A 22,890-nucleotide genomic window follows, 5' to 3' on the forward strand; every position below is an offset into this window, starting at 1 on the left:
ATTGCACATTTTTTATACTAAATATATAAATCAATCAGAATTATTCAATGTTTATTTTTTAATAATATTATGTAAATAATAACTAAGGTCGGCTGAGCTTTCTTGAATATACTGGGTTATAGCTTTATTAAGAATAATTGCGTCATGCATAGTTAAATCGCAGAATATAAATGCTGTTAAATACAGTAGAATCGCTGCATAAAACATATGAAAAACTCCCTCAAATGTAATTGATACCGCATTGTTGTAACCAAGCTGTAGTGTATTTAAAGGCCATGGTCTTATTGCCTCTACAACATTAAAAAATACGTAAGGTATCATTATCAAGAAAACACAATGCATGAAGTCATTAAACCATAATGGACACATAAGTATACCCTTACATATAGTTTTATAGAATTTGCTTATAGTATTATAAATATATAATATTGCTGGCATTGAAAATGCCACAGTTAGTGCTTGCCCGGATGCTAGATGCACTACTATGTTCTCACTACTACTTGCTCCAGGATCTTGAGCATGCACAATGAATATTCCAATTAGTTGTAGAATTATAATGATTATTGATAACTTTATGAATATAGAAGCTACAACTATACTAGATGTTGGCGTCTGATAGAGCAGAAACTCAGCACCATATGTGAACATTAATATAGTGCCTGTTACAAATAATATAAAAAAGGAGGACCAATAATTCTGCCAAACTGGTAAATATCCAATGCCTAGAAAGGAACTTACTATTTTAGCAGGAAATACCTTACCAAACACTTTTCCAATGATTATCGAAAAAGATTCCATGAATCGCACCTCAGTAATGCTTTTTTTACATAGTACTTCATTGTAATTAGTTTATCAATAATTTGAAACAATATATTTATTACTAAATAAGTATATTGTTTCAAATTTCTAGCTATTGTTCCTTGGCCACAGCGCTAAACGTAGATACTGATGGTTCTCTTAAGGTTTCGCTTATTGCTGTATCTGTTGTTTGTAGCTTTTTCTGTAAAATCTTTTTTATCTTTTTCTCACCGTGATGTTGACTAAGTTCTGAGCATATCCTGCTATATCTTTGTTTTTGTGGTAAATGCCTTAGTTGATCTAACATTCTTACCACCTGGCCCTCGATGGCTCTATCGGCTCTTGACTTAAATTCTCTAACTTCCTTACCAACTATTTCATTAGCTATTCTTCTAGCTTCATCCACAGATGAATCTTTTAATGAAAAATCTGTTTTAAGTAAATCTCTGTTCAGAAATTCTAAAAAAACTTTTTCTTTTATATCTGCTATTAATCTTACTATACGCTCATCCTCTAGCGTAAAACCCCCGGCAGCGCAACATTTTACATTTACTTTTCGTGTGATGTAAGAGGCCAAATTATCATCTGGTAATTCCATTAATTCTATACATACAATATCTCTTATCAGTGTAAGTACAATCTGTTCTGTATAGTTTGAAGTAAAGTCAAGAAGCCCTCTCATCAATGGTATACTTGCTTCCTCAATGAAATCATCCACGATCTCTTGACTTTTAGTATCCTCAGGGTCGTTTCTAACCTTATGCCAAGCATTCAAGATCTCTTTGTAGTTTTTCTTCTTCTCTAGCATTTTTATCATGAACGCACGTGCTTCATGCTTTGCTTCGGAAAGGAGCATTTGTCCGGGTGGTCTGAACCAAATCTCTGGGTCAGAATGGATGCCTTCCAGTGTACTTAACATTCTGTAGATAATGCCAGTAAAGCAGGTGTTGGGAATTCGTTCTTTTCTAGAGAAAGTTTGGCTATCAAGCAGATTTACAATTAGTGCATCCTTCTTATTCTTTATGGCCTCGATATCCCCATCATTACAGGCTCTCAGAACTAAAAGAAGAATTTGCCCACCTGTGAAACCAGAACTATGCCTTTCATCACCTTTGCAAAAATCTTCTAAGAATGTGGTTAGCCTGCCCTTATCTTCGTCACTAAATTGACGACTGCTAAGTTCATCTAGGTTATTTATATATTCAATGAATTGCTGATATTCTTCATCATTAATAGTATCTTCTGATAATTTTTCGTCATATTTCTCCTTTAGTTCATAAATATTTCTATTAATGTCGTCGTTTAACGCGTGAGGAAGTAAGTGCTCAAGCTTGGTATCAAAACTATTGACCATGCCGCGCGCATTTTCTTTTATGCCCTCCAAAAAGAAATTTATTGCAGCTTTAAGTAGTGTAAATGGATTAAAATCTTTTGGCCTTAATTCGCTTTGTAATAAAATTAAAATCATTGCTAGCGGTATTGCCGCAAACAATGAAATAAGCAGAAAAGTAGTGGTAAAAGCTACATATGTTATAGAAGCAGAAAATAAGAGAAAAAATGCTATCTTAATCGTATTGTTCTTAAAAAATATTTCCCAGTACTCTTTATTGCTTATTTTTTGCCGTTTCGCGGCTTTTATTTCCTTGTAAAGGTAAAACGTTTTTATTTCAGATCTAAAGAAAAATGTAGCAAAAGACAGAAAGACATTAGCAGGATTAACTATTATGCTTAAAGAAACGAAAGTTGCAAAATAACCAGCAAATTTTGCTCTGCTAGATTCTCTTGAAGGAAATTGTAACTGAGAAATACCTATCATACACCACACCACCTATGTTATTACTAGTTAGTGATAACATCATTATACAATGTATGTCAATATGGTAATATTAATGTTTCAGTATCTTGTGATCTACACATTCATCGTGTTCAATCTCAACTGTAGAGTGTGCGATTGCAAATTGATTGAGCAATATTTTTTTTATTTCATATAAAACATCAGTATGTTTTGCACTTTGAGTAACTTTTGCGTGCATAGTAATTATAAGATAATTATCAGATAGCGACCATGCGTGTATGTGATGTACATCTATTACTTCAGGTAACTCTAGTGTGATTCTATCTTTTATTTTCTCAGTGCATATGCCATCTGGTGTGCCCTCAAGAAGTATGTGACAAGAATTTTTAAGAATTTTATAACCACTATTTAAGATTATTACACTGACAAACACTGATAAAATAGGGTCTATTATTTGCCATCCGGTGAACATAATAATTATGGAAGCAAGTATGGCAGCTATGGAACCCAAAATATCTCCAATCACATGCAATACAGCACTTTTTATGTTTATATTATTCTCGCATTTACTGTGTAATATGAAAAAGACTATTATGTTTGAAATCAGGCCAAGTGTAGCAACAGTCATCATTATCTTCCATTCAACATTAACCGGGTAGATAAACCTTTTTACTGATTCAAACATAATAACTATTGCAATGAGGAATAAGGTTAAACCATTAACAAATGCTGAAATTATTTGCAGTCGATGATATCCATATGATCTCTGTAAATCAGATTTCTTAGCTGAAAATTTATGCGCTGCCCAGCTTAAAACTAATGCAAATAGATCAGTGAGCATATGTCCAGCATCTGAGAGCAATGCGAGTGAATTTGAAATTATTCCACCTACTATTTCCATAAACATTGTTATTGCAACTATAATTATGGAATAGATCAAACGTTTTGATTCTGCTGCTGAATGTTTTCCGTTATGCACTGCTGTCATATAAAACTTTATAAACAAAAAGTGTAGGTAATAATATCAAAAAACTTGCCCTTTAACTGTATAAAAGTCAATAATAATTTCTTTTCCCTCATATACTTAAATTATACACTTGTCATTTACTTTTAAAAGCTCCTGTAGTGAACTGCTGTATGTATTTGTTTTTAGTGTTCTGTATTTCCTGAACAGTTCCATAAAAGATAATCTCTCCTTCATATAGCACTGCTATTTTATCTGCTATTTTAAACGCACTATGAATGTCATGTGTTATTGTGATAATGGTATGCTTGGATAATTTTATTATGATATCATTTACAATATCTGACATAATTGGATCTAATCCTGAAGTTGGTTCGTCAAGAATTAGAATTTCTGGATTGTGTGCAATCGCTCTTGCAAGCGCTACTCTTTTTTTCATGCCTCCCGATAATTCTATTGGAAACATATCTGCTATACCTTCTTCCAACCCAACGTCTCTCAGCTTTTCAATTACTAATTGTTTTGCTTCTTTTTTGCTAATATTAAAGCGCTTTTTGTAATTAAAAGATATATTTTCCCATACTGTAACATAGTCAAATAAGGCAGAGTTTTGAAATAAAACGCCAAAATTATTTTTGTTTTTGCTGTTTATTTTTATCGAGCCAGAATCTGGTGATAACAAGCCAATAATTGTTTTTGTTAGCACAGATTTACCACTTCCAGAACCTCCAAGTATTACCAGTGACTCTCCCCTTAATATGTCAAAACTTAGATTGTTCAATACTGTTTTATCATTAAATGATAGATTCAAATTTGATATTGATATTATGGGATCATGCATAGATTAGAGTAATTAGGTAGTTTATTAGAATTATCAGTATGGATGATATAACAACTGTTGATGTTGTGGCTATTCCAACTCCTCGAGCACCTTCTCTGCAGTGGTAACCATAATAGCAACTTGTAATGGAAATTATAGCGCCAAAAGCAGTTGCTTTCACTAGTCCAGTAAAAAAATCGTATGTATTAAAGAATTGGGCTGTGTATTTTATATATATATTTGCATTATGGTGAAATTCAAAGACTGCTGTAACGTATCCTCCAAACAACCCTATTAGATCTGCACATATTATAAGTATAGGGAATACTATTACTGATGCTAAGATTCTTGGTGCAATCAAATATTTAAAAGGATTAATATTTAAAGTTGTAAGAGCATCTATTTGTTCAGTAAGGCGCATTGTACCAACTTCTGCTGCAATTGATGACCCGACTTTCCCTACCATTATTAAGCTAATCAAAACTGGGCCAAGCTCTTTTATAATAGTAATTGTAACGATTTTGGGTACCACTTGTTCTGGATTGAGCAATGAACCGCTTATACTACTCTGTAAAACTATTACTGCCCCTATAAAAATTCCAGTTAATCCAACAATTGGCAGAGAAAAGAACCCTATCTCTATAATTTGTCTTGCTACATTACTGAAATAATATGGTGGAACAAAGCAGTGATATATAGATTGAATGAAGAATACGAACGCGCTACCCAGCCTCAACAAAAAATTGATGAAATATCTACCAATTATTCTAACGCTATTTATGTCAAAAAAGCTCACTTTATTTATCTTAGCTAGAAACTAGTTTTACTTATTTTACTAAAATTTTTATTAACTACACTGTAAAGTATAATTTATATATGCTTTGAGCTCAATGTTTCTTAGTGCTTTTTGTACAAAATTCTAAAACTTAAGGTAAAGAAAGTGCTGTAAAGTAAGGAAAAAAGGCTTAAGCAAGAAAGACTAGAAATATTTTACTTAAAAATGTATGTTATTTTATTTAGAATATCTTAACTTGTTTGTTTATAACTTCTCAGTGCTACAAAAATTTTACAGCATTATTTATTGTCTTTATCGTGCTTTAATTGACACAATTGATAACGATGGAATGGAACATGCGGGATATTTATCATTTTTAATCTTGCTATCGATATTTCCATTTCTCATTGTTTTGATAGCTTTAGCGTCAACATTCGCAAGCTTCTTAGATCAATATAACATGGGTTGGTCATCTATTATTGATAGTATGCCCCACGAAATTTTAGCACCTTTAATGCCGAGAATTAAAGAGATAATCTCAGGTCCACCGCAAAATTTACTAACTTTGGCAATTGTGGGTTCTATTTGGACGGCTTCATCAGCAGTTGAAGGGTTGAGAACAATATTGAATAAAGCCTATAAAGTCCCAGTTTCACCACCATATATATTAAGAAGAGTATTAAGCATATTACAGTTTTTAGTAATTACACTTGTTGTTACCTTAACCATAGTATTTTCTACATTAATACCAATGCTAATTGATTTTTCCAATCAAGGAATGAGTTATACTAAGTACTTTTTCACGGAATTTGTGCTATTTGTTGTGGTATCATGGCTATATTTCATGCTGCCAAATGTAAAACACAGTCCATCAGATATATTTCCTGGATCTTGTGTAGCTGTTATTCTTTGGACGATTTCTGCTTCAGCCTTTAAGCAATACTTAAAAATCTCTTTTTACCAGCTAAATATGATATATGGTAGCTTAGGAGGTATAATAGCATCTTTACTATTTTTTTATATGCTAAGTTTAATTTTTATATATGGAGCAAAATTTAATTTCCAGCTAAAATACTTTAATGAATCTCGCTAAGGAAAAAAGAGGATGGGTAAATTAGAAGGTAGAGTAGCTTTAATTACTGGAGCATCAGGTGGAATTGGCTCTGCTGTTGCAAAAAGATTTGTAAAAGAGGGAGCTAATGTAATCCTGGTTTCAAGAGCTATTGACCACCTTAATCCGCTATATGAAGAAATTGGAAAACTTAAAGAGTTTAGAGAAGGCTCTGTTAAGCTTATACAGCTTGATCTTTTGGATTTTGAGAATGTAAAATTACTACCAGGTATGATAGAAAACCTAAAACTATCAGAGTCTAGAGCTCTTGACATATTGGTTGCATGTACGGGGATGCTAGGCAAACTAACTCCAATTGGTGATTCTGCAGTTGAAGAGTTTCATAATGTAATGGATACAAATTTTAATGCCAATTGGTATTTACTGAAGAGCTTAGATCAAATATTAAAAAAATCCAATGCTGGAAGGGTAATATTTGTCACCTCTGAGGTAACTCTTTCCCCCTCTTCTTATCCATACTGGATTCCATACGCTGCAAGCAAAGCAGCACTAGAAATAATGGTTAAGATATATGCATCTGAAACAAAACATGCGAAATTATGTGTAAATGCTTTATATCCCAATGGCCCTGTTGGTAGCAGTATATATGAACAAGCATTTCCTGGAAAAGAGATATCTGAATTAACATTACCTGATGAGCTAACAGACAAGTTTGTAGAATGTGCTTCTGAAAATTACAGCGCTTCAGGGGAAGTTTTGCCGCTTAATTAGTTGTATCCATTCAGCCGGGCGGTAAAATAAAGAGTAGACAAGGAATGCTAAAAAGGTAAACTAGAGTGGCTATGAGGTAATATGGTTGATCTTTTAGAATTTTGCGAAAGTTTAAGCAGACTATAGAAAAGTTAGAAACAAAAATAGAAGAGCTTAAAGCAGAAAATAAAGCGCTAAGGATCGAAAACGCTGAGTTAAAAGAAAGGCTTGGCTTAAGTTCAAAAAATTCATCTATACCAAGCTCCAAAGAATTATATAAGATGAGGGAAAATAAGCCAAAAAGTGACAGGAAAGTAGGAGCACAGGTTGGACATAAAGGCAGTTACCGCCCTAAAATGGAGGCAGATGAGATGGTAAAAATAGAACTGCCCAATACGTGTGAGTGCGGAGGAGAAATTGCGGTATCAAAAGATCCGTATACTCATCAAAAGGTCGATTTGCCGGAAATCAAGCCGTATGTAGTTGAATATCAACTAGAGCATGGACGTTGCAAAAGATGTGGAAAAAGAAAAAGTAGCAAGCTACAAGAAGGAGTAACTGCGGACACATTTGGTCCAAGAGTTAAGTCAGTAATTGCAGCATTAAGTGGATTTTACAAGAATTCGAAAAAAGAAGTGGCAAATATTATAAAGGACATTTTCAACCTGGATATCAGCGTCGGTAGTGTATCAAATAGCGAGGCTAGAGTGGCAGAAAAATGCCAAGAAGCATATGAGCAAATTGAGGAAGAGGTAAGCAAGAGCAAAATTTTACATATCGATGAAACTAGCCATTACAACAAAGGTAAACAGGGCTGGTGCTGGATGTTTGCGAGCAAAATAGGAAGTGTGATCAAATTGACAGAGTCAAGAGGGATGAAAGTCCTGGAAAATAGTAAATTTGGAAAGAATAACAACCTAGTAGTGACCGACAGATATGCAGCTTACAACTACTTTTCCAGCAAGAAAAGGCAGGTCTGTTGGGCACATTTAGCAAGAGATTTTGAAAGGTTGTCTCATAGTTGGAATAGCGAAGTGAAAGTTTTGGGGTATTATTTAAGGAATGTTGCTACTGAATTATTTGCATTGAAAAAAGCTCTGTTAAAGGATGAAATAGACACATTAAGGTTCATAAGAAGAGCAAGAAAATTACGCAAGCGAACGAGATATTACTTAAAGAATATATCAAATTTACCCGAGGCAATTGGAGCGTCTCGAGTAGCAAAAAATATCATGAAATCGGATCTGATGATGTGGAAATTTTTGGACGATCCAGAAAATATTCCACTGACAAACAACTATGCTGAGCGACAGATTCGGCATTACGTTGTTTACCGAAAAGTTTCATATTTTACACAATCGAAACGGGGAAATATGTTTCTTGAGAGGATAATTTCATTGTACTTGACTTGGAGGCAAAAGAAGTTAAATCCTTTTCAAAACCTACTGGCTATTGCTTCTTAAGCCATACACCTGAATGGATACTAATTAGTTAGCTTCAGTAGGACACCCAGTTGGACCCATGAGAACTACTTGCTCGCCTTCCTTTAAATACCTGCAAAGATTGGTAGAACCACCAGTTTCAAGAATAATAGTAGAGATTATCCCTTTTTCCTTATCTACTTCAGTACCTGTTACTGCCATTCCTTCCATAGCAAATGTTATATCACTTTTGCTATTCATCTCAAAATTTTGCAATCTAAAAAATTGCCCTGGCTTAAAATTTTTTGCTGCAAGTGGTGCTTTAATTACTATTTCTATAACTTTATTAGTTAAATATTGAACTTTTATAACCTTTGCGGTGAATTGTTCTTTAATTTTATTAAAGAATGCCTTATTAGCCATTGCCACTGAAGTAGGAGTGTGAGTAGTGTCATCCCAGTGCTTGACACTGGGATCCAGAAATTTTGATTGTGCATGGCCAACAAATGTAAAAGTTGTTTTGAATGGGATGGAGCAAAGACTGGATCCCAGTGTCAAGCACTGGGATGACACCATATTTGAGTTCACATCATGATGTTCATGCAGTTGTGTGCTTGGTACTGGCTTATTATGAAATTGCTCATTTCCATTTAAGAGCTGAGAAATAATAGGATAGCCATTCTTGGCACTGGCCATGGCTTTTACAACACTGCCGCTATATGAGGGATGAAGATCGCCGAAAAAGCTAATTGCCTTACTGCCTTGTTTATAAGCTAATATCCTATCTTTACTCTCCATCTTAGGGGAAAATATTGGATCTATCTCTTCTCCAAAAGAATTTAAGTGAGTGAAATACCCATTACTTAATTTAAAATGTTCTTTATCTTCAGCTGCAACAACTGTATTTGGTTCAGTACCTGCTGCTATAAAAATAGAGCGCGCTTTTATGTATTTTACTTCAGCAGATTTTGTATCTGTCACTTTTATTGACTCAGCGTGATTATGTTTGTCTGTCATAATTTCAACTGGTTCTAAGTTTTCAATAAAATACACTCCCTCTGAAAGCGCATTTTGCACTTCTTCACTATTTAATCGATAGCTTGGTGACTCTCTCAACTCTTTTCTATATATAACCTTTGCTCCTCCTAAGCTCTGCATGAGCTCTAATATTTTTGCCTTTCTGTTTTCTTGTTTTGCTAATTCTTGTTCTTTTCTAAACAATCGTGCATGTGCTATAAACTCGTTCGCAATTTCATGCTCTTCCTCTGTCCAATCCTTTTCAACGTAATCTTTGCTATATTTATCTACTAGTGCCTCATATCGATGGAGAAACTTTTCCACTTGAACTGGATAATATGCTAAAGCTTCAGTGGCAGTGTCAATTGCTGTCAGCCCCGCACCAATTACCACTATTGGCATACGAACTTGTAGATTTGCTATAGAATCAGATTTTAAAGCGCCAGTAAGTTGCAATGACATAAGAAAATCAGATGCCATACGCACTCCACGAGCTAGCATATTTTTTATTTTTATCATTCGTGGTTTGCCAGAGCCAAGTGCCAGAGCTATATGATCGAACCCTAAGTTAAATGCATCATCAACGGTAATCGTACCACCAAAACGAATGCCTCCGTAAATTGCAAAATTTTTGCGCCTTTCAAGTAACAATCTAATAATCTTCAAATAATTCTTATCCCACCTGGAAGTGATGCCATACTCTTCTACTCCGCCAAATCCACTAGCTATGCGCTCACTTAATTTTTCATATTTAAAATTTTTAATTAGCTGAAAATTATCATGCAAAGGCTCAATTTTTAACCCATCTATAGCAACAACATTATGTCCATCGTTTAGCAAGTGATGAGCTAAATTAAAGCCCGCCGGACCAAGGCCTACAACTAGCACATTTTTTCCAGTGCTTTCTTTGGGCAATGGACGTTGAAAATTTAAAGGATTCCAACGACTGAGCAAAGAATATATTTCAAATCCATACGGTAAATTGAGCACATCATCTAAAATTCTCGTCTCAATCATTGGTACGTTTACAGGTTCTTGTTTCTGATATATGCACGAATTCATGCAGTCATTACATATTCTATTTCCAGTTGCAGCACACAATGAATTATCTATCATCACAATTGCCAAGCTTGCTATGCTATATCCTTCGCTTTTCACTAGATTCATTTCAGATATTTTTTGTTCTAGTGGGCAGCCATGCAGCTTTACTTTGAGTGGAGATTTTTTGAAAGTACTGTTATCACTCGTTAGTCCCTTTGAGCAGCTATCCTTATTCTGCTTGTGGCAGAATATGCAGTAATTAGCGTTATCTAATGCCTTATCTAAACTCGTTTTTTCATTTGTTAGGTCAAAACCGTATCGCCTTTTTGTTTCATTTGAGTATAGCACTTCAACTTCATCAACTTCTTTTTTGGATAATGACACAAGATTTTCATGGTCGATTTTTTTATGAATATTAAAGAGTATACTCTGCCTATTTTTCACTCTCCATGCTGCGTACTGCGCTGCAAATTCTATTTCCTCTTTATAATTTTCTTGATCTCCAAACCAGCGCATCACTTGTTCAGCAAAAGCTTTCTCCGTTATCGGTCTAGTGAAAAATTGGTTTAATTTTTCAGTAATATAATCAATATCTATACTTGCCACATCAGCATATTTCTTTAATGCATAACGTTGAACAAATAACCTTTTGCATTTATATAATTCAGCAAATTCATGGTGTTTTTTCTTAAGTTCTTCTACTTCTTCTTTAATATTGAAAAGTTTTGCAATAAATTCATCAAGTAAGTATGAAAGATCTATAATTAACTGACTATTATCTGTCATCCCAGTAGCTGACACACAGTTGTACGAACATTGTGACATTAGCTCTAAAATGGTGTCATTCCAGTGCTTGACACTGGAATCCAGTCTTTTTGCCATTCCATTCAAAACAACTTTTACGTTTGTTGGCCGCACCCAATCAAGATTTCTGGATCCCAGTGTCAAGCACTGGGATGACATAGGAAGAGAAGATCCCAATGTCACGCGCTGGGATGACATAGGAAAAGAACCTGCTTTTTCTCTTGCCTTAATCAACGAGTGAAATAAATTCTCATCACGCAATTTAACATAATCAAGAAAAGCTTCATCAATCTCGACTAATCCATCACGAGTATATAAACTTTGAAAAGAAACTAATTGTTGCATTATCTTGTTTCCATACAAGAGATGGAATTAATTTATAGAAGAGATCAAATTTCTTAGTGTAAAATCTCAATCCTTAATTATAAGGATTTATTTGTTTATGCGCAACTATACATTATATTAAAATTGTAGTATTTACAGTAAAAAGCTATTTCATACTTTAACGGAGGTAATGGATGAAATTCACAGTAACTACGTCTCTAGACAGTGAAAAGATTGACTTTCTGTCTGAAAAACTTAATGAGGAATTTATTGATAAAGGTGCATGCTCTCAATTTGCCTTCTTTACTCACGATGAAAATGATCAGGTAATAGCTGGTTGTAGTGGATTAGTAATATATGGTTCAATTTATACTGACCTGCTCTGGGTACATCAAGATCACAGAAAAAAGGGGTTGGGTTATCAACTTATGGAAAAAGTTCATGAGTATGGTCGTAATATGCACTGTAAAATAGCAACTCTTGTCACTATGAGCTTTCAAGGTGCAAAAGGATTTTATGAAAATCTTGGATACGAATGCGATTTTGAGCGCTCAGGTTACGTTGATGATTCAACTTTAATGTTCTTAAAGAAAATATTGTAAACGAATTAGGTGACTTTTACAATCCTATGACTTGATCCACAACTGTACGAATTTTGTGTTTTAGGCCATTTACCAACAAAAGGGTGTCATACCAGTGCCCAGACACTGGTATCCAGCCTTTAAATTCCATTCAAAATAACTTTTATATTCATCATTTATGCCCAATTGAAACTCCTGGATTCTAGCGTCACGCGCTAGAATGGCTTTGTTGCATAGCTAAAGTAAAAAGAACTGGGAGTTACTGACGAAATTCATTATAAACAGGCATTTAACCGACAAAGGAAAAATATGCCAGTCAAAATGAAAGTCAGTAACTGCTACGAATATAACAAATTTCTCCAAGAAAGAGGAAATATTTTTTATTACGTCAACGATGCCATAGAAAATTGGTACGAAAAAAGTCCCAAAATGGCCGGTAGCAACAATATTTATAGTGATAAAGTCGTAATTCTAATTCACATAATAACTTATTTGTTTAGAATAGGCCTAAGACAAACGGTGGGGTTTATAGCGGGATACCTTGAGCAAATAGGAAAAAATTTGCAAGTTATCAGCTATTCCCAGGCTTCCAGAAGATTCAAAAAGCTTAACTTAAAAATTAATGATCGAAGACATGATAAAAACAGTATGGAAAATATTGAGATCGCCATAGATAGCACTGGAATAAGCATCTACAATAATATTCCAGGCCATAGTAAGGCAAACGGTACAGATAGAAAGTACCGTGGCTATAAGCAAACAAGAAAATTGCATGTAATGCTGGAGATAGGTAGCAAAAAAGTCATAGCTGCAAAATACAGTAGTGGAGTTTATTCTGACCACTATGGAGCCTGTGATCTTATTGCAAGGGCTAATGCTAAATACAATATAAGCACACTATATGCAGACAGAGCATATAATCGAAAGAAGTTATACAAATTGTGCAATGAGCTTGGCATAAAGACAAAAATTCCTCTGCAAAACAATGCAGTGGAGCATCCAAAGCTGGATTATATGGCTGAGAGAAATTCTACAATCAAGCTCATAAAGTCATATGGTGAAGATGGTATGAAGAAGTGGAAAAAAGAGATAAATTATGGGAAGAGATCTTATATAGAAAGTTTTTTCTCGCGACTGAAGCAAACATTTGGGTTTAGTTTTAGGAACAAATCTGAGATTAACCGTGAGAAAGAAATGCTACTCAAGTGTTATTTGCTGAACAAATTTACTGAAATAGGCATGGCTAAATTTGAGATAGCTTCATGAATTTATTATGCATTGCCTCCTATCCAAAGAGCGATGCAACAAAGCCAGCTAGAATCCAGATTTTTTTAACTTGATCCTATAATCAAGTTATAGTATGACAAAGATGCTTTAGTATTAAAACATTTTTATTAATTTCATAACTATAACCACCCATTCTACTTCCTTTAAAAATATCATTATTAATATATAAATTTTATCTAATATTCTTAATTTTCGTCGACTTTTTAATAAGATTATGGGAAATTATATGAAAATCAGTTATTTCCAAAACGGAAATAACTAGTCTTTAAAAGTATATTGCTGCATGATGGTAGCGTTAAAGTTGTAATTTTGGAGTTTATGGAAGCTTTGGTGTTTGTATGGTTATACACTTGACACTAGAATGATAACCTAAATTTCTTAATAAGATACCTAGTACTTAATTGTTATCGATGTAAATTTCTGCTATCATAGATCTACATTACTGTGATAGCTAAATGCCAGAAGTAGTTACTAGATTTGCACCATCACCTACGGGGTTTTTACACATCGGTGGTGCGCGTACAGCTTTATTTAGTTGGCTATATGCAAAGCATCACGGTGGCAAGTTTCTCCTGCGAATTGAGGACACCGATAGAAAGCGCTCAACACAGGAAGCAATTGATGCAATTATAAAAGGACTAAAATGGCTTGGTATCAGCTATGATGGAAAAATAGTATATCAGTCTAAAAGAATAGAAAGACACGTTGAAGTAGCAAATCTTCTTCTTGAAAGGGGTAAAGCATATCACTGTTATTGCCCTGAAGATGAGATTGCAGAAAAGAAGGCTAAAGCTAGAGAAGAAGGTAAAATATACAGGCACAAGTGTACTCACAGCATTGACAAGAGCATAAAACCTGCTGTCCGCTTTAAAGTGCCAGATTCACAGGACATTGTTGTTGATGACAAAATATACGGACAAGTTAAAGTGAGCAGTGAACAACTAGATGATATAGTGATTTTACGTTCTGATAATACTCCCACATATCTTTTTGCTGTGGTAGTTGATGATCATGATGCTGGGATAACTGATATAATACGCGGCTCTGATCATCTAACTAATACCTTCAAGCAATTACTTATATATTGCGCACTTGATTTTGATGTTCCAAACTTTGCGCATGTGCCACTCATTCATGGAGAGGATGGGAATAAGCTATCCAAAAGACATGGTGCAACAAGTTTATTGAGCTATGAAATGATGGGAGTATTACCCGAAGCAATGCGCAATTTTCTACTCAGGCTTGGCTGGAGCCACGGTAATGATGAGATTATTAGTGATAAGCAGGCAATAGAGTGGTTCAACTTAGAAAGTATTGGTCGTTCGCCAGCGAGGCTTGATTTTAATAAGTTAGAACATTTGAATAATCATTACATTAATAGTATGAGCAATGAAGATATTATTAAATATCTATTAAATGTATTTACTCCGATGTTAAAGCTTACTGATACAAAAAAAGACTACTTACTAAAAGGATTAACGGAGTTAAAAAAAAGATCTAACTACCTGAGTGAATTGTTATGTTCAGCTAGTTTTTATATAATGGATTTACCGCTCAATTTAACTGAGGAAGCTCAGCAGATTGTTAAATCTAATATTAACATTATATATTTGCTCACATCATTTCTTTCGAATGTTAGTGATGAAAATTGGAATAAGAGCTTTTTATCCGCTCAAATTAAGGAATTTGCGAAGTTACATGACATCAAAATGAGTGATGTTTATCACTCACTTCGTGCTCCTATAACTGGAGTAATGGATGCACCTGGAATTATTGATATTATGGTGATTTTTGGCAAGAACGAGTGCGTAAGGAGATTAGGCAGTTATTGATTTCCAGTATTCTATATATGGCTGCTAAGGAACTTAAGGTGAGTGTATGGAAAGTTCTAAAGGGTGAGCTATAAAAGGAATAGTTAACAGGTAAGCAAAAATTAATATTCAATCTTAATAATATTAGTTTATGAGTCAATATCTTTATGAGGTAATATTATGCATACAAATACATTTTTTTATAAGTTTCTATTTTACGCCAACCTTGTTGCACTAAAAGCAACTAAGCGTCATGAGCCAACAGTTAAAATGAATCTCTTTACTATTCTGGGATTTAAAAATGGAGAAGATTGTGAAAATAAGATAAGGAAATTTATTGATAAAGAAATTTGGCAATTATACATTGATTGTCTAGGAAAAGACGTAGATCATCCAAAATTGAAAGTAGTAGTGCTCAGCATAATAACTAATGTGGCACGTAACTGCAATGGTAAAGCTTATGGTAAAATCAACTCAACCTTGTTGTATAAAGACCAAGACAGCAAAGAAAAAGCAGTGCAACCAAGGGAGTTCTAGGTATCTTAAAGGAAACCGACCCCAAAAAGGCCTTTGATGAGCTTTTGGTGGTAAAAAAACAAGCTGAAGATTTTGTGAAAACTGATTTTTATGAAGCTCAGAAAAAACAACTTTTTGCAGAGACTCTGAAATACATAAAGTCATTGGAAAAATTATCTGAAGTGAAGAGAGAAGGATTTGCTAGGGATTTCTTGCACAACCGTATCAATTCGCTGAGTAAAAAGTATCCAAAATCGCAGGCTAAAAGAGAAGATACTATAAAAATACTATCAGATGATAGATTAAGGAAAGGATACAATGAGCATGTTACACTGGGAACTGCATTACCAATGATATCTTATGAAGAATGCAAAAAACTATGTGATGAGATGGATCAGCAAAAAAGCAAATGGGAGGATCAAGATAAAGTGAAAGAAAACTTAAATAAAGTGGACGGACCACAGGATTCTTATATCAAAGAAAAAGAACAACATCCATTTGAAGGTTCTGCATGTCAGAAAATGACAGAGTTAAACTGTTCACACATTAACACTAAAACTGAAATAACCAAATTGTAGTTCAGGTTAATGAATTAGCCAAAAAACAAGTTCAATAACTAAGTTTTTTGGCTAATTCACCTTCGGTTCATTAACATTAGACTTCTTGTTTTCAACGTTATATAAATTCCACATAGAAAATTTCTTTATAATTGAGAAAACATGCTTATATTATATTGATAACTTAAAAATTTAACTTATGAAATTATCTCTTATGGAGTTGATCAGCAAGTTCCGTGAATTAAATATAAGGAATAAAGTAATCATTGTGTTCAGCATGGTTCTTATTTTACTGTTCCTAATTAACAATGTGCTTTTTTATGAAAAACAGGCTGAAGAAGGTAATAATGACGTTAATAATTTTGCAGTAAAAATTCAAAAATGTATACCGCAAAACAGGACCATATATTCAAGTTTTTCTGGTACAGTTAATCCATTACATAGAACTGGTCTTATCTCGAGGGTAAGTGGTAAAGTCATGGCGATCTATGTATCTGATGGTGAAAAAGTGCAAGAAGATACTACAGTATTAAAAATAGAAGATTATGACAGGATTGAGCAAATTGAAAGAGCTCAAGCCATGCTAAAACAGCGTGAAATTGAGTATGATTCTTCTACGAAGCTTAATCAAAAAGGCTATAAAGCTCAAATACAAGTAGAGGCAGCATTTGCTGCATTACAAGGTGCAAAAGCTGATCTAAAAAGATTAGAATTGGATCTAGAAAACACCACAATTAAATCCCCTATAGATGGCTATATTGATAAAATCAATGTAAGCACAGGTGATTTTGTTAATGCTGGACAAAAAATAGCTGATGTAATGAACTTTGAACAAGTTCTTGTTGTATTGTACGTTTCAGAAAGTGAAGTAAGTAAAATAACGCTAAACAGCATAGCTAAAATTAATTTGCTGGATGGTAGAGAAGTAAATGGTGAAGTAAGCTTTATTAGTAAAATTGCTGAACAGAAAACCGGATCTTATAGAGTGGAAGTGAAGGTAACTGATAATGAAATGATATCTTTACAAGGGCTTACTGCTAGAGTGAAACTACCTTCTGGTGAAAAATTTGCTTACAAAGTGCCATCTTCTGCTTTAAGTCTAAACGATGAAGGCTCGCTTGGAATAAAGATTGCCGACGATGATAATTATATAGCATTTGTACCAGTTGAGGTTGTTGATCATGACAGTAATGGAGTTTGGGTGGTAGCAGACAATGAAGATAAATCTATAAGACTAATTACATTGGGCCATTTATTTGTAAAACCTGGTGATCAGATTTGATCAAATGATTTAGATTCAAAAGAAAGTTAATGAAGATTAAAGGCGGGGAATCTTGATCAAGATTCCCGCTGTAGTATGATTAGAACCAGCTTACTTGTTTTTGATTCTCACACAATTCATTTACTGCGTTGAAGGTTAACTGATGTAAAGCATCTATATTAGCTTTTAAAACATTAACTTTTGCTTCTTTAAGCTGACATTGAAAGTCATGTGTTAGCTTGTTTAATTCAGCGTTTAAATGACCTTGCACTTCTGATCTGTATCCAGCAATAAGATCGTCTATACTGCTTATAACTTCCTTTTTAATTCCTTCAAGATTGTAATCTCGCACTGTTTCAAATTCTTCCAGTAGTTTGTTAAATTTGTTTTCTAATTGTACAAGATCTTTTTTAGTAGCAGAAGCATCAAAGATACCATAAGGTGCAGGGATTGTCTTTTTGCCGAAGCTGTGTTTAGTGTGATATTTTGTCATAGTGTGACTCCTTTAAGTTTAAATATACAAGTTAATATTATAATATATTAGTGTTAATATTATACTAATAAACATATAATATTAATAAACTTATATTTATTTAAAATGAGTCTAATGAAATTGAAGATAGGGAATCTTGACAAAGATTCCCGCTGTAGTATGATTAGAAAAGGTAAGAAGCTGGTTCTGTACACACTTCATTTTTTGCTAGGGTAATTAGTGATTCTGCATTCTCATAAAAATTATCTGCAGTAGCTTTTAAAGTATTGGCTTTTACTTCTCTAAATTCACATTCAAAGTTTTGTACTAGATTGCTTAATGCATTATCTAAAAGTATCCATTCAGGTGTATGGCTTAAGAAGCAATAGCCAGTAGGTTTTGAAAAGGATTTAACTTCTTTTGCCTCCAAGTCAAGTACAATGAAATTATCCTCTCAAGAAACATATTTCCCCGTTTCGATTGTGTAAAATATGAAACTTTTCGGTAAACAACGTAATGCCGAATCTGTCGCTCAGCATAGTTGTTTGTCAGTGGAATATTTTCTGGATCGTCCAAAAATTTCCACATCATCAGATCCGATTTCATGATATTTTTTGCTACTCGAGACGCTCCAATTGCCTCGGGTAAATTTGATATATTCTTTAAGTAATATCTCGTTCGCTTGCGTAATTTTCTTGCTCTTCTTATGAACCTTAATGTGTCTATTTCATCCTTTAACAGAGCTTTTTTCAATGCAAATAATTCAGTAGCAACATTCCTTAAATAATACCCCAAAACTTTCACTTCGCTATTCCAACTATGAGACAACCTTTCAAAATCTCTTGCTAAATGTGCCCAACAGACCTGCCTTTTCTTGCTGGAAAAGTAGTTGTAAGCTGCATATCTGTCGGTCACTACTAGGTTGTTATTCTTTCCAAATTTACTATTTTCCAGGACTTTCATCCCTCTTGACTCTGTCAATTTGATCACACTTCCTATTTTGCTCGCAAACATCCAGCACCAGCCCTGTTTACCTTTGTTGTAATGGCTAGTTTCATCGATATGTAAAATTTTGCTCTTGCTTACCTCTTCCTCAATTTGCTCATATGCTTCTTGGCATTTTTCTGCCACTCTAGCCTCGCTATTTGATACACTACCGACGCTGATATCCAGGTTGAAAATGTCCTTTATAATATTTGCCACTTCTTTTTTCGAATTCTTGTAAAATCCACTTAATGCTGTAATTACTGACTTAACTCTTGGACCAAATGTGTCCGCAGTTACTCCTTCTTGTAGCTTGCTACTTTTTCTTTTTCCACATCTTTTGCAACGTCCATGCTCTAGTTGATATTCAACTACATACGGCTTGATTTCCGGCAAATCGACCTTTTGATGAGTATACGGATCTTTTGATACCGCAATTTCTCCTCCGCACTCACACGTATTGGGCAGTTCTATTTTTACCATCTCATCTGCCTCCATTTTAGGGCGGTAACTGCCTTTATGTCCAACCTGTGCTCCTACTTTCCTGTCACTTTTTGGCTTATTTTCCCTCATCTTATATAATTCTTTGGAGCTTGGTATAGATGAATTTTTTGAATTTAAGCCAAGCCTTTCTTTTAACTCAGCGTTTTCGATCCTTAGCGCTTTATTTTCTGCTTTAAGCTCTTCTATTTTTGTTTCTAACTTTTCTATAGTCTGCTTAAACTTTCGCAAAATTCTAAAAGATCAACCATATTACCTCACAGCCACTCTAGTTTACCTTTTTAGCATTCCTTGTCTACTCTTTATTTTACCGCCCGGCTGAATGGATACCTTGATAATTCATTATGGTAAAATGGTGGCTGAGGAGGGACTTGAACCCCCGACCAAGAGATTATGATCCTCCTGCTCTACCAACTGAGCTACTCAGCCTAATTGAAAACCTTGCTATATATGTGGTCTATATGCTTTGTATAATAAGCAAAATCAAATAATGATTCAAGTTTTTCAGTATTGATAATCTCAAGTAAGAACTTATCTGTTTTCAACTCAGTAAGAAAATCACTGTTATTTTGCTTAACTTTCATCGCGTTGCTCTGCACGATTTTATATGCCTCTTCTCTTGTTAAGCCACTATTTACCAACTCAAGCAGTACACGTTGCGAAAAAACTAAACCTTTTGAAGAATTTAAATTTTTTTCGATATTTTCCTTATGAACAACTAGATTATCTATCAAATCTGTTAACCGAACTAGAGCAAAATCCATTGCTATGCAAGCATCAGGGGCAATGCATCTTTCTACAGATGAGTGCGATATATCTCGCTCATGCCATAGAGCAACATTCTCCAGCGCAGGAAATACATAACTGCGTACCAAACGTGATAATCCTGTCAAATTCTCACTTAGAATAGGATTGCATTTGTGTGGCATAGCAGAGCTTCCTTTTTGTCCAGTGGAAAAATATTCAGAAACTTCGTTAACTTCAGTTCTTTGCAAATGGCGAATTTCAACTGCAACATTTTCTATTGAACTTGCAATCACTCCTAAAACTGAAAAAAACATAGCATGTCTATCACGAGGAATAACTTGAGATGAGATAGTTTCAGGTATAAGTCCCATTTCCTTCGCTATATATTCTTCAACAAATGGATCAACATTTGCAAAATTACCAACTGCACCTGATATCTTACAAGTCGAGATTTCTTTTTGTGCGTTAATCAGTCTTTGTCTACTACGCTCAAATTCAGCATAAAATCTAGCAAATTTTAGTCCAAGAGTAGTTGATTCTGCATGCATACCATGACTGCGCCCAGCACATACGACATTTTTATATTCCTCAGCTTTCTTCTTTAAAGCTACAAGCAAATTCTCAAGGTTTTTAAGTATAATATCACACGATTCTTTTAGCTGCACTGCAAGACAGGTATCAAGCACATCAGAACTCGTCATTCCATAGTGGAGATAACGAACATCAATACCTGCTGTTTCAGCAATGTAAGTAAGAAAAGCTATGACATCATGCTTTACAGTTGATTCAATTTCATTAATACGTTCAATGTTAAACTGAATAGTGCTAGAGAGCTTTTCAGCAACATTTTCTGGAATAACCTTAAGCTTTGCTTGTGCTTCGCATGCTAACCTTTCTATTTTAAACCATATATTAAATTTGTTATTTTCCTCCCAAATGGAGGACATTTCCTTACAACTATAACGAGGAATCATTTCTGATCAGCTTCATTACTGCTTACAGCTTCTTCATTTGCATCTTGCTCTGTTTCTTGCTGGCTAGACTTCTGACTTTGTAATTTTACTTGCTTTAATTCATTAGCATCTGTTTCTGACCTAACAACGTGCACAGAAATTGGTACAATTACTTCACTATGCAACTCTATATTCACATTATAATCACCTAAATTTCTTATTTTTATTCCATTAAAAGATATATTTCGGTGGTCTATTTCATATTCTTGTTCTTGAGATAGAGACCTTGCAATTTCTCTTGTTGTTACAGAACCAAAGATTTTACCATCTTCTGAAGCTTGCTTTACCAGTATTACAAACTTACCAGCAAAAGATGCAGCTAGCTCATTTGCTGAATTTAATTTCTTCATATTTTCTTTTTCTAAAAAAGAGCGCTGCTCCTCTAGTTTTGCTACATTTTCTTTATTAGCCTTTATTGCCTTTTTTTGTGGAAAAAGAAAATTACGCGCATAGCCAGGCTTTACCTTTACAATTTCACCTAACTTGCCAAGGGTTCTTATATTTTCCTTTAAAATCACTAACATAAACTACCTAAATTTTTTTAGTACAGTAAGGAACAAGAGCTAAAAAACGTGCTCTTATAACTGCTAAACGCAATTTTCTTTGTCTTTTTGCACACACACCTGTTAATCTTCTAGGCAATATTCTGCCATAATCAGAGGTAAACTTAGATAATAAATCTGTGTTTTTATAATCTATATCCTCATCTCTTGACTCAGCAAGAGGACAAACTTTAGAACGCCTAAAACCAGTCCTATTATTTACAGACACATAAGAATTATTGGCATTGTTCCGCCTCTTTATCATCATGAGTTTTGTTCCTCAGATTGTTTATTCATCATATTAGATTTACCTTCAAAAAATTTATCAACTTGTACAGATAAGTGACGAATTACATTTTCGTTAAGTTTTATCCTACGCACAAACTCATCCATAATGCTTGAAGTAGAGCTTACACACATCATACAGTAATGGCCACTTTTTGTCTTGTTTATTGGATATGCAAAATCCAATAAACCCCAATATTCATATTTAACTAGCCCTGAAGCCCCAATATTTTCCACAAGTATTTCTAGCGCTCTACTTACACTTCCTATATTGAAATCCTTAAAAATGCTTAGAAAAATTTTTATTGTGTGTTCTATAATACTTTCCTTAACAGCTTTTACCATTTTATGAATAAAAGTACTTTTAGTCATTTGTTTACTAACTTCTGGGAACTTTTCTGTTACTCCTAAATCCTTTAATTCATCCTTTAATTCTTTATCAATTTTCAACTTTATTTCTTTTAAATTTGAAAAATCTTCTTCCAAATCAACCCACAAAATTTTTGTAAGACTTTCCAAGAAATCACAGTAGGAAACTAAACTCTCTTGAATCTTCCGAGCATTCGCTTCTAACTCTTGTTTTGTAAGTTTATTATTCCACTTTTCTAGAATACTTTTTACTTGCTGAAAAATAACATCTGACTTGATGTTTTTTAATGAAACACCGAGCTCCTGAGCCATTCCTTCTACTTCTTGTTGGAGTAACCCCTGCTGTGCTATAAAAGTAAATTCATAAAGATTCACTATCTCTT

General features: G+C 34.1%; 19 protein-coding genes, 1 tRNA gene and 3 pseudogenes. 9 read left to right on the plus strand and 14 right to left on the minus strand.

Features of this window, described 5'->3' with window-relative positions; translation table 11 throughout:
• Window positions 1-51: 51 nt before the first annotated feature.
• The 5 genes and pseudogenes from HF197_RS07165 to HF197_RS07185 form a co-directional block, all read right to left on the minus strand.
• The gene (locus HF197_RS07165; protein WP_168464825.1) at window positions 52-798 is read right to left on the minus strand and encodes a phosphatidylglycerophosphatase; all 747 of its coding nucleotides are present in this window, start codon (window positions 796-798) and stop codon (window positions 52-54) included.
• 154 nt (window positions 799-952) lie between these two features.
• Window positions 953-2,614: pseudogene (locus HF197_RS07170) on the minus strand (hypothetical protein); the annotation flags it as partial.
• Window positions 2,615-2,684: 70 nt separating this feature from the next.
• A complete protein-coding gene (locus HF197_RS07175) occupies window positions 2,685-3,581 on the minus strand; it encodes a cation diffusion facilitator family transporter (protein ID WP_168464826.1) in 897 nt (298 codons plus the stop codon).
• Between the two features lie 112 nt (window positions 3,582-3,693).
• Complete coding sequence (locus HF197_RS07180) at window positions 3,694-4,398, minus strand: ABC transporter ATP-binding protein (protein ID WP_168464827.1); 705 nt, start codon at window positions 4,396-4,398, stop codon at window positions 3,694-3,696.
• A complete protein-coding gene (locus HF197_RS07185; protein WP_168464828.1) occupies window positions 4,391-5,173 on the minus strand; it encodes an MlaE family ABC transporter permease in 783 nt (260 codons plus the stop codon). Before HF197_RS07185 ends, HF197_RS07180 begins: the two co-directional genes overlap by 8 nt.
• A 256-nt stretch (window positions 5,174-5,429) precedes the next feature.
• Between HF197_RS07185 and HF197_RS07190 the strand changes: the two genes are divergently transcribed.
• The 3 genes and pseudogenes from HF197_RS07190 to tnpC (HF197_RS07200) all read left to right on the plus strand — a co-directional run bounded on the left by HF197_RS07190 (window position 5,430) and on the right by tnpC (HF197_RS07200) (window position 8,437).
• Window positions 5,430-6,245 (plus strand): YihY/virulence factor BrkB family protein, encoded by an 816-nt coding sequence (locus HF197_RS07190; RefSeq protein ID WP_168464829.1) that lies wholly within the window; start codon window positions 5,430-5,432, stop codon window positions 6,243-6,245.
• 12 nt (window positions 6,246-6,257) lie between these two features.
• Window positions 6,258-6,995: an SDR family NAD(P)-dependent oxidoreductase gene (locus HF197_RS07195; RefSeq protein ID WP_168464830.1), complete on the plus strand. Its 738-nt coding sequence runs from the start codon at window positions 6,258-6,260 to the stop codon at window positions 6,993-6,995.
• An 81-nt stretch (window positions 6,996-7,076) separates the two neighbouring features.
• A pseudogene (gene tnpC / locus HF197_RS07200) lies at window positions 7,077-8,437 on the plus strand (IS66 family transposase).
• A 24-nt stretch (window positions 8,438-8,461) separates the two neighbouring features.
• Here tnpC (HF197_RS07200) and HF197_RS07205 read toward each other — a convergent pair.
• Window positions 8,462-11,602, minus strand: a complete 3,141-nt coding sequence (locus HF197_RS07205; RefSeq protein WP_174855544.1) for an FAD-dependent oxidoreductase — start codon at window positions 11,600-11,602, stop codon at window positions 8,462-8,464.
• Between the two features lie 173 nt (window positions 11,603-11,775).
• On the opposite strand from HF197_RS07205, the gene HF197_RS07210 reads away from it, so the two are divergent.
• From HF197_RS07210 to HF197_RS07235, 6 genes are all read left to right on the plus strand, one after another.
• Entirely contained in the window at window positions 11,776-12,183 is a 408-nt protein-coding gene (locus tag HF197_RS07210; protein WP_168464831.1) for a GNAT family N-acetyltransferase, read from the plus strand.
• A 288-nt stretch (window positions 12,184-12,471) separates the two neighbouring features.
• The gene (locus HF197_RS07215; protein WP_168463866.1) at window positions 12,472-13,428 is read left to right on the plus strand and encodes an IS5 family transposase; all 957 of its coding nucleotides are present in this window, start codon (window positions 12,472-12,474) and stop codon (window positions 13,426-13,428) included.
• 476 nt (window positions 13,429-13,904) lie between these two features.
• A complete protein-coding gene (gene gltX, locus HF197_RS07220; RefSeq protein WP_168464832.1) occupies window positions 13,905-15,281 on the plus strand; it encodes a glutamate--tRNA ligase in 1,377 nt (458 codons plus the stop codon).
• A 159-nt stretch (window positions 15,282-15,440) separates the two neighbouring features.
• A complete protein-coding gene (locus HF197_RS07225) occupies window positions 15,441-15,797 on the plus strand; it encodes a hypothetical protein (RefSeq protein ID WP_168464833.1) in 357 nt (118 codons plus the stop codon).
• Between the two features lie 47 nt (window positions 15,798-15,844).
• Window positions 15,845-16,354: a hypothetical protein gene (locus HF197_RS07230; protein WP_168464834.1), complete on the plus strand. Its 510-nt coding sequence runs from the start codon at window positions 15,845-15,847 to the stop codon at window positions 16,352-16,354.
• A gap of 178 nt (window positions 16,355-16,532) precedes the next feature.
• A complete protein-coding gene (locus HF197_RS07235) occupies window positions 16,533-17,615 on the plus strand; it encodes an efflux RND transporter periplasmic adaptor subunit (protein ID WP_168464835.1) in 1,083 nt (360 codons plus the stop codon).
• 79 nt (window positions 17,616-17,694) lie between these two features.
• On the opposite strand, the gene HF197_RS07240 is transcribed toward HF197_RS07235, so the two are convergent.
• The 8 genes and pseudogenes from HF197_RS07240 to rpsF all read right to left on the minus strand — a co-directional run bounded on the left by HF197_RS07240 (window position 17,695) and on the right by rpsF (window position 22,882).
• Window positions 17,695-18,087, minus strand: a complete 393-nt coding sequence (locus HF197_RS07240; RefSeq protein WP_168464836.1) for a hypothetical protein — start codon at window positions 18,085-18,087, stop codon at window positions 17,695-17,697.
• A gap of 163 nt (window positions 18,088-18,250) precedes the next feature.
• Window positions 18,251-18,496: a hypothetical protein gene (locus HF197_RS07245; protein WP_168464837.1), complete on the minus strand. Its 246-nt coding sequence runs from the start codon at window positions 18,494-18,496 to the stop codon at window positions 18,251-18,253.
• Window positions 18,442-19,802, minus strand: a pseudogene (tnpC, locus tag HF197_RS07250) (IS66 family transposase). The gene HF197_RS07245 and the pseudogene tnpC (HF197_RS07250) overlap by 55 nt, the downstream one beginning before the upstream one ends.
• A 102-nt stretch (window positions 19,803-19,904) precedes the next feature.
• A tRNA-Met gene (locus HF197_RS07255) sits at window positions 19,905-19,980 on the minus strand.
• Window positions 19,980-21,272, minus strand: coding sequence for an adenylosuccinate lyase (gene purB, locus HF197_RS07260; protein ID WP_168464838.1), 1,293 nt, complete (start codon window positions 21,270-21,272; stop codon window positions 19,980-19,982). Before purB ends, HF197_RS07255 begins: the two co-directional genes overlap by 1 nt.
• Window positions 21,269-21,835: a 50S ribosomal protein L9 gene (rplI, locus tag HF197_RS07265; RefSeq protein ID WP_168464839.1), complete on the minus strand. Its 567-nt coding sequence runs from the start codon at window positions 21,833-21,835 to the stop codon at window positions 21,269-21,271. Before rplI ends, purB begins: the two co-directional genes overlap by 4 nt.
• Before the next feature lie 7 nt (window positions 21,836-21,842).
• Entirely contained in the window at window positions 21,843-22,118 is a 276-nt protein-coding gene (rpsR, locus tag HF197_RS07270; RefSeq protein WP_168464972.1) for a 30S ribosomal protein S18, read from the minus strand.
• Window positions 22,118-22,882, minus strand: a complete 765-nt coding sequence (gene rpsF, locus HF197_RS07275; RefSeq protein WP_168464840.1) for a 30S ribosomal protein S6 — start codon at window positions 22,880-22,882, stop codon at window positions 22,118-22,120. Before rpsF ends, rpsR begins: the two co-directional genes overlap by 1 nt.
• Window positions 22,883-22,890: the final 8 nt, after the last annotated feature.

This window comes from Wolbachia endosymbiont of Ctenocephalides felis wCfeT (genome assembly GCF_012277295.1).
Taxonomy (GTDB): domain Bacteria; phylum Pseudomonadota; class Alphaproteobacteria; order Rickettsiales; family Anaplasmataceae; genus Wolbachia.